The 12,997-nt window shown below is 55.4% G+C and carries 12 protein-coding genes, 1 tRNA gene and 1 pseudogene; 10 read left to right on the top strand and 4 right to left on the bottom strand.

What is annotated here, in order from left to right:
* Positions 1–239 precede the first annotated feature (239 nt).
* From AC0L3N_RS25275 to AC0L3N_RS25265, 3 genes and pseudogenes are all read left to right on the top strand, one after another.
* Positions 240–329, top strand: a tRNA-Ser gene (locus AC0L3N_RS25275).
* Positions 330–415: 86 nt separating this feature from the next.
* A pseudogene (locus AC0L3N_RS25270) lies at positions 416–607 on the top strand (DUF6538 domain-containing protein); the annotation flags it as partial.
* Between the two features lie 18 nt (positions 608–625).
* Entirely contained in the window at positions 626–2,128 is a 1,503-nt protein-coding gene (locus tag AC0L3N_RS25265; RefSeq protein ID WP_473550140.1) for a tyrosine-type recombinase/integrase, read from the top strand.
* Between the two features lie 19 nt (positions 2,129–2,147).
* Here AC0L3N_RS25265 and AC0L3N_RS25260 read toward each other — a convergent pair whose 3' ends face one another.
* From AC0L3N_RS25260 to AC0L3N_RS25250, 3 genes are read right to left on the bottom strand one after another with little or no spacing between them, the layout of a single operon-like run.
* Positions 2,148–2,582, bottom strand: coding sequence for a hypothetical protein (locus AC0L3N_RS25260; RefSeq protein WP_473550134.1), 435 nt, complete (start codon positions 2,580–2,582; stop codon positions 2,148–2,150).
* Positions 2,569–4,032 (bottom strand): hypothetical protein, encoded by a 1,464-nt coding sequence (locus tag AC0L3N_RS25255; protein ID WP_473550133.1) that lies wholly within the window; start codon positions 4,030–4,032, stop codon positions 2,569–2,571. The genes AC0L3N_RS25260 and AC0L3N_RS25255 overlap by 14 nt, the downstream gene beginning before the upstream one ends.
* Positions 4,033–4,078: 46 nt before the next feature.
* Positions 4,079–4,282, bottom strand: coding sequence for a helix-turn-helix transcriptional regulator (locus tag AC0L3N_RS25250; RefSeq protein WP_473550131.1), 204 nt, complete (start codon positions 4,280–4,282; stop codon positions 4,079–4,081).
* A 212-nt stretch (positions 4,283–4,494) separates the two neighbouring features.
* On the opposite strand from AC0L3N_RS25250, the gene AC0L3N_RS25245 reads away from it, so the two are divergent.
* Positions 4,495–5,055 (top strand): hypothetical protein, encoded by a 561-nt coding sequence (locus AC0L3N_RS25245; RefSeq protein ID WP_473550129.1) that lies wholly within the window; start codon positions 4,495–4,497, stop codon positions 5,053–5,055.
* Between the two features lie 296 nt (positions 5,056–5,351).
* Here the strand turns inward: AC0L3N_RS25245 and AC0L3N_RS25240 are convergent, their stop codons facing one another.
* The gene (locus tag AC0L3N_RS25240) at positions 5,352–6,617 is read right to left on the bottom strand and encodes a phospholipase D-like domain-containing protein (protein ID WP_473550128.1); all 1,266 of its coding nucleotides are present in this window, start codon (positions 6,615–6,617) and stop codon (positions 5,352–5,354) included.
* Between the two features lie 221 nt (positions 6,618–6,838).
* Here AC0L3N_RS25240 and AC0L3N_RS25235 point away from each other — a divergent pair, with 221 nt between their 5' ends.
* From AC0L3N_RS25235 to AC0L3N_RS25210, 6 genes are all read left to right on the top strand, one after another.
* Positions 6,839–7,921 (top strand): hypothetical protein, encoded by a 1,083-nt coding sequence (locus AC0L3N_RS25235; RefSeq protein ID WP_473550126.1) that lies wholly within the window; start codon positions 6,839–6,841, stop codon positions 7,919–7,921.
* Complete coding sequence (locus AC0L3N_RS25230) at positions 7,911–8,936, top strand: site-specific integrase (protein WP_473550125.1); 1,026 nt, start codon at positions 7,911–7,913, stop codon at positions 8,934–8,936. The genes AC0L3N_RS25235 and AC0L3N_RS25230 overlap by 11 nt, the downstream gene beginning before the upstream one ends.
* A 73-nt stretch (positions 8,937–9,009) precedes the next feature.
* Positions 9,010–9,675 (top strand): hypothetical protein, encoded by a 666-nt coding sequence (locus AC0L3N_RS25225; protein ID WP_473550124.1) that lies wholly within the window; start codon positions 9,010–9,012, stop codon positions 9,673–9,675.
* A 44-nt stretch (positions 9,676–9,719) separates the two neighbouring features.
* Positions 9,720–10,259 carry a PDDEXK family nuclease gene (locus AC0L3N_RS25220; protein WP_473550122.1) on the top strand — a complete coding sequence of 180 codons (540 nt, stop codon included), beginning with the start codon at positions 9,720–9,722 and terminating at the stop codon, positions 10,257–10,259.
* Positions 10,260–10,644: 385 nt separating this feature from the next.
* The gene (locus tag AC0L3N_RS25215; RefSeq protein WP_473550121.1) at positions 10,645–11,808 is read left to right on the top strand and encodes an HNH endonuclease; all 1,164 of its coding nucleotides are present in this window, start codon (positions 10,645–10,647) and stop codon (positions 11,806–11,808) included.
* 51 nt (positions 11,809–11,859) lie between these two features.
* Positions 11,860–12,783 carry an HNH endonuclease gene (locus AC0L3N_RS25210; protein ID WP_473550119.1) on the top strand — a complete coding sequence of 308 codons (924 nt, stop codon included), beginning with the start codon at positions 11,860–11,862 and terminating at the stop codon, positions 12,781–12,783.
* Positions 12,784–12,997: the final 214 nt, after the last annotated feature.

Raw genomic sequence — 12,997 nt, 5'->3', positions numbered from 1 at the left:
GCGAAAACTCGCAACCTGGGATACCGACTACCTGATGGCAGCTCTCCAACCCCGTTAACCTGGACTCGTTGCCCTGGGCCAGTAGCGAGCAGCCGAACGTTCAGGCCAAGCGCGCGGCAGCACAGAGAGCCGGGCGGCAGCCTGACAAGAAGCCGGATCGCCGGGCAGATTGGCCCTTGTAACCTGTTCGCCCAGCCGTTATCTAGTGCGCCGCGCCGGCAACGGCGGACCATGACCGCGGAGAGGTGGCAGAGTGGTCGAATGCACCGCACTCGAAATGCGGCATGGGTGCAAGCCCATCGGGGGTTCGAATCCCTCCCTCTCCGCCAGAAACATCGTAACTCTCTGGGTTATCTACGCTTTTAGGAACTAACTTTAGGCAGTTCTCCGACCTGGTACAGAAACCTGGACCAGAATGGAGGATGGCGTGCCACGATCTACGCCACGTGTCGTGAGGCGCGCAAATACCTACTACTTCCGGATGGCCATTCCACGGCACTTGACGCATCGGCTGAGAGGGCATGAGATCAAGGTCTCGCTGCGGACAGCGGACCCTCTTCTGGCAAAATTGCGAGGGACCAGCCTCAGCAGTGTCCTGGACGCGTTTCTGCATAGGCTACCCCGTATGCCAGAGCTGACCTTGGAAGACATTTCCGGCCTCATCAGGGGCTATTTTAAGGATGCTCTTAGCCAATCCATCGAACTCGCCCATATACTTCCGAGAGATCATCTTTACGATCAGGCCGGGGAAATTGGTTACCTGACAAACCGCATGCAGGAATTGGAAGCCCACTTAGCCCATCGATCATGGCCAGCAACGGTGCAGTCAGAGGCGCACGCGCTTTTGAGCACCATTCTCACGGAAAAGCTTGCACCCGCGTCAGAGAGGTTCCAGCAGCTCTGTGAGGGTATTCTGAGAGCGGACCACGAAACCGCTCGCAGTCTCGCTGCTAGGTTAGCGGGCAAATATCATGAGACTGCCCCAAAAGACCCGATGTTTGCCGGGATTTTCGTAAATGATCCGCCGCCCGTTGCTGGAGAAGAACCCGCGGCCCCTCCCGAACAAACGCTCGCGTCCGTTGCAGCGCTGTTCCACGCCTTTAAGGCGAAGCATGACTGGGTGAAGAAGACGGCAGCGGACGTCAGCCGGGTGCTGTCGCTTGCCAAGTCGGTTATCGGTGAGAAAAAGCCAATCAAGAAACTAGATAAAGAAGACGTCAAGGCGATGCGTGACGCCCTCGCCTCTCTCCCGCCAAATTACATGAAGCAAACCGCGAATAAGGGGATCGGCCCCAAAGAGGCTATCGCGGCCAACACAGACGGACCGACGCTGTCGCTCCGGACCCAGGACAAATATTTCGTCATGTTCCGGCAATTGCTGAACTGGGCGCACGACGAGGGCTACATCGACAAGATCCCCGGAGAGGGAGTGAAGATCGCAGGGTCGGCCAAGGTCGATGCAGGGGAAAAGAGAAAGCCATATTCAAAGGAGCAGTTGCAGGCGATATTCGGCTCGCCGCTCTATAAGGGGCATCAGTCGGAGACCACATGTCACAAACCCGGCTCGGTGTTGGTCCGCGACGGAAAATTCTGGGTGCCCCTGATTGCCCTCTACAGCGGCATGCGAATGGGTGAGATCGTTCAGCTCCTGGTGTCCGATGTAAAGACGCAGGACGGCATCGCTTATTTTGACGTTTCGAAGAGCGAAGGCGAGGACAAAACCCTCAAGACGAAATCCAGCGTAAGGAAAGTGCCGGTACACAAGGTCCTCCTCGATCTCGGCCTCCTCCATCACTCAAAGGGATCGGGGCGGATGTTTCCCGATATCAAAAAAGGAAAGGACGGCTACTACAGCCACAACTTTTCAAAATGGTGGGGCCGCTACGCTCGACAGATCGGGGTTAGCACCAGGGACACGGCATTCCACAGTTTTCGGCATTGCTTCAAGGATGCACTACAAGCAGTTGAAGCGCCCGAGTACATTGCAAAGGCATTGATGGGCCATTCCGACAAAAACGTCCACGCAAGTTACGGTAGCGGGCCATCGTTGTCGGTGATGAAGAAGACGATTGATCGGATCGGCTATCCGTTCGAACTGTCAGCTGTGATGCAAGATCCGAAAACGTAGGGCTTGGTGCCGTCATTTATTAGGTGCGATTCCGACGGCTGGAGAGTTGTCGCGACCACACTGCACCGACAAGATAAGCATGCACGCGTGCGATGTTTCGCCCCCAAACATGCTCTTCAGCTTCGCCGTTCTGCTGATGCAATGTATCCCAGATAGGATCGTGAAACGGCTCAAGCCGATAGCGAGCACGCAATCTCTGGCGGTCGAAGACAAACACGGCACCATCTTGCTCGTCATCATCGCGTTCGAGCAGCGCCCAGTACGCAGCCACGCGAGGGTCTCTTGTGAATGATACGGCGTGATATCCAGAACGACTATAGAGAAGTGTGTCGTCCATGAGGATCCTGCGAGCGTATCTTGTCCCGTGAAAAATCACTTCGTTCCCCCGAGCGATGTTCCGCAATTGTCGTGCAAGGACATCAACTCCCAGGTCCTTGCACTCACTGAAATTCATCGCCGCCTCCTGCCTGTTTCAGGAGTTCAAAATCGATGTCATCTTCATGCCAGATACCGCTGCCCGCCATCAGTTCGGTGTACATGAAACGGTTGACGATGACGTTCACCTCGGAGACGACACAATCCCAGCTTGCGCCTTCGCATTTAGAATTGCCTGAACCGACGCCTTCTTTTGTCCATGCCGGCTGGGCGCGAAACCAACTGCGCGCATATGTAAAGGCCACCTCGGTTAGTTCGTCCTTGGTGAACGCGGTACTCGTCTTCAACTTTTCAAGCAGCCGGTCGCGGAAGCGGTTAAATCGTTTCTCTCCGGGACGAACATGGACCGAACCGTCTTTTAGCAACCCGACACGATTGCCGAGATAGTGGAAGTTTTCACTCGCATGGCGGATTGCATATTCGTGGAGTTTCAGGGGTCCGGCAGGGTGGCTTTGAAGCCGATGGGCTAGGGCCTTAATAGACAACTCCAGCTCCAACTGGGTGCGCGCACCTAGCAGCACGTCATCGATATGACTGCAGAATGCCACTTCCCTTTTGTTGTTCAGCGTGCGCTGAATTTCCCGGCAAAGAAACGTGCGCGCGATTTGCGGAGCACAGGTATCGCCCTGTATGAGGCCCTGCCGGACCTTATGAAACGTCGCCCTAATAGAGCCCATGGAGTATGGATATCCATAAGGGAGATCACTCTCGCTCGCCTTCTGAATGGCACATGCTGGGATGCATATACCCCCTTTCGGGTCTACGAACCTGATCTTGGTATCTGGCGGCAAGAACAATAGGTTCTCGATCATCCACTTTGGGAGTGGATACTCCGCCAGATGCCCCGGTCTCAGTGACGGGAAATAATCGCAAAGGTCGAGGCTGACCCAGTAATGGTATCCCTCGCCAATCGCGCGTGTAAGTTCCGTGAACTGTGAGGCTTCGCCGCCTGAGCCGGCCACGGTGCTATCGCACGGGCTGTCGCCGATCATCACGAGCGCCATGTCCATCAGGATGCGCTGTTGGGCTTTGCGCCGACGGCCTGAGAGACCCAGCGGTCGCCACTCGAATGGTTTCCCCGCCTTGGGCTCTGGCTTGATCGTCAGAACCTCATTGTACGTCTCGTGCATCGAGAGCTGTTTCGCCCGGCCTTCCAGATCATCGAACGACAGGTTCTGGGTAATATCGTCGGTGGCCTGGAGGATCGCGACTAGCCGGCCTGCAAAACCATCAAAGGCGCGTTCTTTCGCTGCCCTGATCTTTGTCCTGCTCCCGGTCTGAGCGGCTTTACCCAAACTGCATAGCTGCCTTAGGTACGCAGTGATCGCCGTTTGATAATTATTTAAATCTGATTTGACGGTAGTTGAACCGCTCGCGTTTTCGTTGCTCGCGATACGACGTCTCAATGCGCGATTGGCGCGGTTTTCGATCAGTTGGATCGCAACTTTCCAGCTAACGTTGGTCATCATCATTCTTTCCTTTACAGTGTAATTAACTTCACTTTCGTGATACCAACTACGCCTTCGATGCCGTCGAGCGTCGGCGGCAACTTCTTAGCCACTCGTCAAGATCGTGCCTGTCATAGATGACCCTGCGAAGTCCGATCTTGAGGAATACGGGGCCACTGCCGGACATCCTCAACTTGGACAAAGTAGACGCGGACAGCCCCACGTACCGGGCCGCCTCTCCCGATCTTAAACGTACTGGCTCAGACTGCATTTTTCACACCATCTGGATCGTTAAGGAACGCCCAGAACGCTATTACCAGGTTTACTTGATGCGCAATGGGGGACAGTCGCGATGGTACAAACGTCGATCCGGGCGAAAAACACAGGAAGTAAATCCGCCCGTTTAAACTCTTGAACAGGCACGGTTATCGGTGAAGAACATTCAGATCGGTAGTGCACGAAAACGGATTGAGAATACGGATCATGGCTACACGACCAAAGGCACCTACGACCAGACTTCAAGCGGGCCACGCGAAAACCTTGGTACGACGCGCGCTCGGTTTAGCGGCTGAGGAGAAGGATCGGTCAATCGAGCTTGCGCGGTGTCTGGCGGAGATCCAGGCCGAGCAGCCTTTGACAGACTTCATTCGTCGGTCGGGGATCAGCCGGCGAAAGGCGTACTTTCTGGCCGAGATCGGTCGCAAGCTGACGGACGTAGACGCCACGGTTGACCGACTAACCAAGATCGGCTGGACGAAACTTCAAATCGTTTTGCGCCACGTGGGGGGCATGCCCTCTTCCGAGCTGCTCGAATTCGCGGAAACGCACACCGCGCACGAGTTGAAGCGGATGCTGCCGGAAAACCCACCCGCTTCGAAATCGAAGTGCGTAATCCTGTACTTCAATCCAGGCCAGTACGCTGCCTTCCGAAAAGCCATTCTCGACCACGGAGGAAAGTCGAGTGGCCGGGGACTAATAGGTAAAGAGGAGGCGGTCGTAGCCATGATTGCCGGTTTGAATTCAGCCCGCTCGCAACGACCCTGAATTGGGGGACACGCTGCGGTCACAGAGACACGAACGGGGACATCAACGACGCCAACATCGAAGGGGGTTCAATAGCCTACGGTGAGCTGAATATAAACAGGATTTCAATGGCTTAATCGAGTAGCCAGAAACCATGCCGTGCATCGCTTTTTTTATGCAAGAAGCACTAATGGTGGATTGTTCGACATGTCTAGGAAGACTAGTCGCTGAATTTCTTGCCGGAGACATTTTTTGTCCCTCATTATTCCATGAATGTCCCCACCTACTCGTATCCATGGACGCTTTGTCAATGTTCATCATGCCGGCACCTCGTAGCCCAAATAGCGCAGGGCTTTTGCCATCCGGCCATTTATAGGAGGACAGTGCTCAGGGTGGACAGTTCCCATTAGCTCCAGCGCGCAGAACATACCGAAGTATGCAATCTTGCGAGACTGATCGTAGAGGGTGTCGTGCAGCCGTTCGATGAAATCTCCCGTCCCATGCAACAGGTAATCTAGCGTTTCTTTCACCTTTCCAAGATCGTTCTGATTGGCCTGCCAAAATGCCTCCGGCAGTTTCTTCTCACCGCCTTTGACAAATCGTAGCTGCTCCAGAAAGGCGTGTGTGCACATTAGCCCGGCCACCAACTCTTCTTTCGAAAGGGATAGAATTGCCTCGGACGTCGCGAACGATTTTCGAACAATCCCAACCCATTCTATATAGTTGGGGGGAATGCGGGGGTCCTTGCTGGCAATCCATTCACCTCCAAGACGTAGAACATCCGCACGCCGAATTTCTTGCGCCTTTGGTTGGGCCGCTTGCCACGCCGCATCGCCTTGCACGTGGGTAAGACGTACCCAATTCAGAAACCGATTGGTCGCGCTGGCTTCGCCCAAACTCGCAAGTTCGCCGCGCTGGAGACCGTTTTGCTGAAGGATTGTTTGCACTTCGTCGAATGCGGGCCCGTATTGTTCAAATACTTGCCGACGCAATCCTTGAATAAATAGACGCTGGCTACTGTGGGATTGGCTTCCGACGTTGATATTCGGTGGCTCAACCTTCCCGATAGCATTCTCAATCTCGGTATCTGGGTCGGGGCCAACCTGCTTGTTTCCGCGCCAGGTAAGGTCGAAGGTTGCATAGATTTTCGGGGTAAGCACGTCCGCAGCTTCCCAAAGCTCTGCGAATAGGGACCGAACCTCGTCTACCACGTCGGGGTCATCAACCTGATGCAAAAGGATGGCCGCCTCGCGGTTTGAAAACAAACCACCATCGGTCAAGTTCGAGGAACCCACGATGGCGATTTGGTCAAATACATAAATCTTCGCATGAAACCGGCGCGTAAGGTATCGGACCGCAATGTTTGGGGCGTCAAGAACGGCCTTAACGGCCGCAGGATCCGTTGCACTGTTCAAGCCGATCAGCAGCTGGATGATTGTCCCGCCAACGGCAGCTTCGACAATTTGTTTGGAAAGTGTGAAGTACGGCGCTGCCAGAAAGGCGGAGGACGACCCCGTCAAGGCACTTACAAATGGATTGACTACGTAGTCTTTGGATAAACCGTTCGTGAATAGCCGACGCATCCCTCCCCCTTCATGATCCCCAAGAGTTATTGTCGAAGCCTTTTTGCTCCTATATTCGCCCAACTGAGTTAGAGACGCCGCAATCTGGAAAATACTGAAACTTTAAGCAATAAAAACTTTGCGTAGAATCGCTTAAAACTTGCATTTAGTAATAATTTCAATACGTTAATAGTGGGACTGACGTTTCAGCTCTCCCCTTGAACCCTTCAAGGAGAAAGCCAATGAACGGACTTGATGTTCTCGCAAGCGTACGTGCTGAACTCGAACACGAGATACAGCACACCATTCCTCCAATTTCTAAACCCCTCGCCGTTTCGCCCTGGCTCGCCTTGGCGCTGCTGCAGAAAGCGATACGACGCGGGCATCGGCAATTCGCCTTGCAGGCTACCGCCTCTCTGCTTCAGCAATCGCACGAAGGGTTCTGGAGGCGTTGCGCCGCCATTGCATTCGAAGATGTCGGTGTGGCCGATCTGGACACGGTGAGCCTAATAATAGCATCCCTCGCCGGCAAGACGTTCCGGTCACGGATCGGAGGAGAGTGGCGGGTCGCCAGTTTCATTGTCGAGCGGTTGGTCAACGCACCAAAATGTCGCGCCGCAGATGATCTGTTGATGTTCGCCGAGCGGCATCCTGCATATGAGCATTGCAGGCTAGGTCTCACCTACAGCACGATCCCTGAACTAATGCGGACAGCGAACAGCAACGCCCCGCTGCCAAAGCGAGCCTTGGCGCTCTGGTACGCGGTGGGGACAGATCGCTATCCTTCCCCACATATGCGGACAAGAAAGGGCGATCCACAGACGGTCTTCGATGCGATGTGTGAAGCAGGCCATCCTCACACGCTAGTCGAAGTCGCCCGGGAGGGGTTCCGCAGGACTAGCCAGGTCCTGTGTCCGCTGGTTGTCTTGCTTGCGTCGTTGAAGCCTGCTCATCCAACAGCGGTCAAGGACGACGAGTTCCCGCCAGAAACTATGTGCGGCGTCGTGCCAAGTTGGGCTTTGGACGTTTACAGCCGTGAAGGCCAATTGGCGTTGAAGCGGTTCCTTGGTCGTGACTGCAACACAACGCATTGGGTTCGCCAGCATGTCCCTCCAGCGCAGCGGATTAAGTTCCTCGGCAACATCCTATTTGCAGCGGAAGGCGGGCTGTTGCGGAACCACTATCGATGGCCCGTGGCGGACGAACTCCGGCGGTCCTGGGAAATCGAATGCCAAGGCCCGAATTGCCCCGACGCCGCCGAAATCATCTCACTGCTTCGCGCCGATATCCCGCTCCTGAACAAGGAGCGCCAACATGTTCTATAGCCGTCTAACACCGGATAACTCTCACTTATCGCGAACCAACAATAACACACCTGATCTCACGGGAAGCCAACAGCAAGAAACGGAGAGGCTCGCAAAAACGCGTGAAATTAACTTCACTGCAACACTGTCGGAAAAGGTCGCCGCATACGTCGAGCAGGGGTTGGCGGCCAATACGAAACGGGCCTACGCCGCCGATCTGGCGCATTTTGAAGCCTGGGGCGGGAGCATCCCGGCAGCCGATGCAATCATTGCCAGCTATCTCGCGGAACATGCGGAAATCCTCTCCGTCGCAACACTTTGTCGGCGTCTGGCAACGATCTCCAAGGCGCACACTGCGAAAGGACTAATCAGTCCAACAACGTCTGAACTCGTCAAAGCGACGATCAAGGGGATCAAACGCAGTCGGGGAACCGCCCAAGCCGAAGCCAAACCTCTCCTGCGTGAAGATCTTTTTCTGGTCCTTGAGAAAATGGCAGACGATATTAAGAGCATCCGAGATCGCGCTTTGCTCCTAGTCGGCTTTGCGGGAGGTTTCCGGCGCTCCGAACTCGTTGGCCTTAATGTGGAGGACATCGACCATACAAGGCAGGGCATCATAGTTCATCTACGCCGCTCTAAGACAGACCAGGAGGGCACAGGGCGAAAGATCGGCATTCCGTTTGGCCGAACTCGGTGGTGCCCGGTCACAGCTCTCGATCAGTGGCTGTTGCGAAGTGCCGTTGATGCCGGACCAGTGTTCCTCGGGGTCAGCCGTCATGGTCATATCAGCAAGCAGCGGCTTTCTAGTGAGGCCGTATCGCTTGTGATTAAAGGGCGCGCGGCGAAGGCAGGCCTCGAACCGTCGGGCTATTCGGGCCACAGCCTTCGTGCTGGCTTTGCCACAAGCGCGGCTATGGCGGGAGCATCGACATGGAAGATTAGAGCCCAAACCGGGCATGCCAGTGACGCCATGTTGTCACGATACATTCGAGACGGAGGTATGTTCAGTGGCAATGCTACGGCCCTCCTGCTTTGAGGGGTTCAAACTAGTCCACTTGACTGTCTCTCATGCGGAGCGCTCTTAATAGCGAAATGCTGGGGGATTTCTCATGTCAAGGAAGTTGCCTATCAGTGACGCAACTTGGAAACAGCTTACCGAATGCAATCGTGTGGCCGTTAAGCAAGGCTGGGCATCGCCCGGAGTGTTTGCGACCGGCGTCGGCCCTGAATACGATCCGACAAGCAATTTGGCATTGCTTTACGTCGGAAAGAGCGCGGGTCCGCTAGGCACGCTCGTGGGTTCAAACACCAATCAGACTACGAGCGGGGCCGCGTCTACCAAGTGGATGGTCGAAAAGAGAAATAAGTCAGCCTTCTGGCAAATGGTCGATCTCATCGATCCGTCTCGCCGCCGCATCGCTTGGACGAACATTTGCAAAATGGACGAGGTCGGCGGTTCAAGGCCGCCGCCAGCGCATCGATGGTCAGCTATTGCGGAGCCTCACCTACAGGCATTGAAAGAGGAGGTTGCATCCCTCGCCCCCCGCGTCATCCTCTTCGCAACTTCCGGGTATTGCGGTGCCACGATCGCTTCATTGCTAGAGGACCTTGGTTACAAAAGTCGGACGCTTGGATTTCGCGACGGCCACACCAAGCTAACTGCCACGTCCGAGGGAGCGCTCGCCATCGAGACGCGTCATCCTCAGGGTTGGACCACGTCCGAGCGAAATCGGGTGGTCGAATTGGCAAGGAAACTGCTGCTTCGATCATCTTGAGCAGCGAAGATCATCCGTGTCGGCGAGCGTCTTGAGGAATGTCCATGCTGCTGCAGACAATTGAACGAATTAACGAGCTCGGAACGCTTGGCGAACAGCTCGCCGCCGAATGCCTTACTCGTTACGGCTTTACTGAAGTCATGAACGTGAACAGCATCCGACACAACTATCCATTCGCCGATCTGTTAGCCGTGCGCGAGGATGTTCGCTTCCTTATTGGTGTGAAAACACGCAACGAGATGCGGCAGGAGCGAGTGGGGATAAACGGTTCGTACAATCTTGTTTTGGTCAACGACGCTAAGAACCGGTTGCTAAAATCGCAGGGCAAAACAGTTGATGATATTACGCGCATGGCTTTGGAGGAAGTCCACAGGCTGGCGCAAGCCGAAAGGGCAACACCTGCTTGGGTCACTGTGTCGGTTGAAACCGCATCGGCAACGTTTTCGGCGTATTTCGGCTTACTAAATCACCTTGGCAATAAGCGTTCCGTGCCGATGACATACGAGGCGCGCAAGCGATATTTGGCGCTGGCAGAAAATCAGCATGACGAGAGAATAACGGTCCGCCTTCTAAATCGGGCATAGCCAGCCCCCGCGACGCCCATCGGCTCAAGTTTATGGCCGAAAAGACCGTGGACACGGCAACTCTTGACCCACGCGCACGCGACAAAATGCTCGAACAGCGTTTCTGCCAAATTGACCAAGTCGCAGCCATGCTCCGTTCAGGGTTTGCTTCCGCCGGTCGATCACCACTTATTTTGAAGGTGGCCTGACCGATAGATCACTCAGTCTCTCCGAACGGATACTCGAATGGGCTTTTGGAACGAGCGAAAAGAAAATTCGGCGCTCTGCATGCTGCGATAGCTGCGATAACGACGAAATCAAAAAGCGCGGCAAATTGGCGTATTTCGCGAGAACTATCGCTAGTTAGTGCCGCACCGTTCGGAGCGCATGCGCGCAGGGAGAGGCAATGGGCATCTATGTTGCGAAGATCAATCCAGAGAATTGCCCGAACAAGGTTGCGCAACCGCTGTCCTTGAACCGATGGAGACCAAGCCGGCTCCTGGTCCCTAAACCGCGTTCGCTTGTCGGCCACATAGCCAAGGCTAAGGAATTCAAGAAAGGCGATCTCATGTACGTTTGGGTGCACGAGAACAATGGAGGGGCGGGCGTGACCGCGCGTGGTCGCATCGCGGAATTTACAGGTTTGGAAGGTGGGTTCGACGTTCGGCTCGCCTCGCTTGAACTCGCAATACCGCCCACCGGTTGGAGCGCTCTGAGCGATCATATTGAGGACGTTCCAGCGCTCCAATCACTGTTCCGATACACGTTAAGCCAGACGCTTTGGCTCGATGAGGACGAGGCACGACCGTTTGAAGACCTCCTGCCTTTCAATGGCAATGGCGCTGGAAGAAATCCTCCTTGGACACGGGACGAGCTTGTCTTAGCGCTCGATCTCTATTTGAAGAGCCGGCCTTCGTCTCCCGGAAAGAATAGCGATGAGATCGCCAAGTTGTCCGAACTTCTCGGGCGTATCGGCCTCACCCTGGATGCCCCTGACAGTTCGACGTATCGCAACGCGAACGGCGTTTACATGAAGCTGATGAACTTTCGCAGCCTCGACCCGGAGTACACTACGGAGGGTCGGGTCGGACTGAAGGCGGGCGGCAAAGGGGATGTTGAGGCCTGGAACGAATTCTCAGGTGATCCAGGTCGGCTGGCTGGGGTCGCAGAGGCGATCCGGGCAACCATTCAAAACGACGACGACCGACGCACGATTGCTGTTGCAGACGAACCCGAGATTTCGGAGGCCCTAGAGGGGCGGGTGCTGACCCGACTTCATCGCGTGCGAGAGCGCAGCCGTGAGTTGGTGACGGCGAAGAAGAAAAGCGTTTTGAAGGAAAAGGGTGGACTACGCTGCGAAGCCTGTGACAACGATTTTCTCGGAACTTATGGTGGCCGTGGTCAGACGGCAATTGAGGTGCACCATTTGCGCCCTCTTCACACACTCACCGAAGCGGCGAAGACCCAATTAGAAGACTTGGCACTGCTTTGCGCAAATTGTCATCGAGTGGTTCATTCTTCGCACAAATGGCTATCGGTGGAAGAAGTGAAGGCGCTACTGGCGAACTGAACGGGCAACCTCGTCTCGCTGAGACAGAGCTGAAAGTGGGGATGCAAGACCGTGAGTGTTAAGATGGTGGTGGCGGTTACCGACGGAGACTGGTTCAACCAGGTACGTCGCCAACCTGATTTGACCGAGGTCAACTTCTGGTCTCCCTCGCCGAAGACCTTCCGCGCCCTGCAACCGGGCGAGTTGTTTCTGTTCAAGCTCCATGCCCCGATTAACATGATCGTCGGAGGCGGCGTGTTCGCGTCGTCGAGCATCATGCCGCTGTCACTCGCATGGGAGGCGTTTGGAGTTGCTAATGGCGTGGCCAGCGTTGCAGAAATGCGGTCTCGCATCCTGCGTTATCGCAAAATGGACCCGGCGACAGCGGGACCTGTAGAGATCGGGTGCCGGATACTCACTCAGCCCTTCTTCCTGCCAGAAGGCCGGTGGTTTTCTCCACCTGCGTCGTGGTCTCCGAACATCGTCTCCCTTCGGGGCTACAGCACCGGTGAGCCAGAGGGGATCGGGCTTTGGAAAGCCATCCATGAGGCGATGACCCCTACGGTCCAACAGCTCGTCTTGCCCGAAGCGCAAGCGCGATATGGCGAGCCGACATTGATCCGCCCGCGCCTCGGTCAGGGAGCGTTCAGGCTTGTTGTTACCGACCTCTACGACAGACGCTGCGCTATAACGAAGGAGCGCACGCTTCCAGCCTTAGAAGCAGCTCACATTCGACCCTATGCCGATGGCGGGGAGCACTCTCCCATCAATGGCATCCTCATGCGGCGCGACGTTCATAGCCTGTTCGACGCTGGCTACGTTACCGTCACGCCGGAGCATCGTTTTGAGGTCAGCCGCCGGATCCGGGAGGAGTTCGAAAACGGGCGGCACTACTATGAACTTCATGGATCGGAAATTGCGTTGCCTAGAGCCACTGCCGTCCGACCGGACCCCGACGCACTTCGATGGCACAATGAATGCCGCTTCCTTGGATGAGGTTACCCCAGTCTCAAATCTGGGATGGAGGTTATTGACGCACTGAGCGCACAGGGACGAAGTCAGTACTGTCCTATCGTCGCTCCGAAAAATTGGTTAGACATTGCCGGGACCGTCATAACTCGAAAGCTGGTCGTTGCAGGGTATTTACGAATGTTCATCTGTTTCACGACAGCGCCGCCGCACAGCTTCTCTGACTACAGCTTGATCGTGT

The sequence above is a fragment of the Mesorhizobium sp. WSM4807 genome (genome assembly GCF_055811615.1).
The sequence above is the reverse complement of the archived record's forward strand: the minus strand, read 5'-3'. Positions and strand labels throughout refer to the sequence as shown.

Excerpts from the sequence above, each read along its gene's own strand:
- AC0L3N_RS25230 (WP_473550125.1), top strand. The coding sequence starts at position 7,911 with ATGTTCTATAGCCGTCTAACACCGGATAACTCTCACTTATCGCGAACC.
- AC0L3N_RS25245 (WP_473550129.1), top strand. The coding sequence starts at position 4,495 with ATGGCTACACGACCAAAGGCACCTACGACCAGACTTCAAGCGGGCCAC.
- AC0L3N_RS25240 (WP_473550128.1), bottom strand. The coding sequence starts at position 6,617 with ATGCGTCGGCTATTCACGAACGGTTTATCCAAAGACTACGTAGTCAAT.
- AC0L3N_RS25220 (WP_473550122.1), top strand. The coding sequence starts at position 9,720 with ATGCTGCTGCAGACAATTGAACGAATTAACGAGCTCGGAACGCTTGGC.
- AC0L3N_RS25215 (WP_473550121.1), top strand. The coding sequence starts at position 10,645 with ATGGGCATCTATGTTGCGAAGATCAATCCAGAGAATTGCCCGAACAAG.
- AC0L3N_RS25235 (WP_473550126.1), top strand. The coding sequence starts at position 6,839 with ATGAACGGACTTGATGTTCTCGCAAGCGTACGTGCTGAACTCGAACAC.
- AC0L3N_RS25225 (WP_473550124.1), top strand. The coding sequence starts at position 9,010 with ATGTCAAGGAAGTTGCCTATCAGTGACGCAACTTGGAAACAGCTTACC.
- AC0L3N_RS25260 (WP_473550134.1), bottom strand. The coding sequence starts at position 2,582 with ATGAATTTCAGTGAGTGCAAGGACCTGGGAGTTGATGTCCTTGCACGA.
- AC0L3N_RS25255 (WP_473550133.1), bottom strand. The coding sequence starts at position 4,032 with ATGATGACCAACGTTAGCTGGAAAGTTGCGATCCAACTGATCGAAAAC.
- AC0L3N_RS25265 (WP_473550140.1), top strand. The coding sequence starts at position 626 with ATGCCAGAGCTGACCTTGGAAGACATTTCCGGCCTCATCAGGGGCTAT.
- AC0L3N_RS25250 (WP_473550131.1), bottom strand. The coding sequence starts at position 4,282 with ATGCAGTCTGAGCCAGTACGTTTAAGATCGGGAGAGGCGGCCCGGTAC.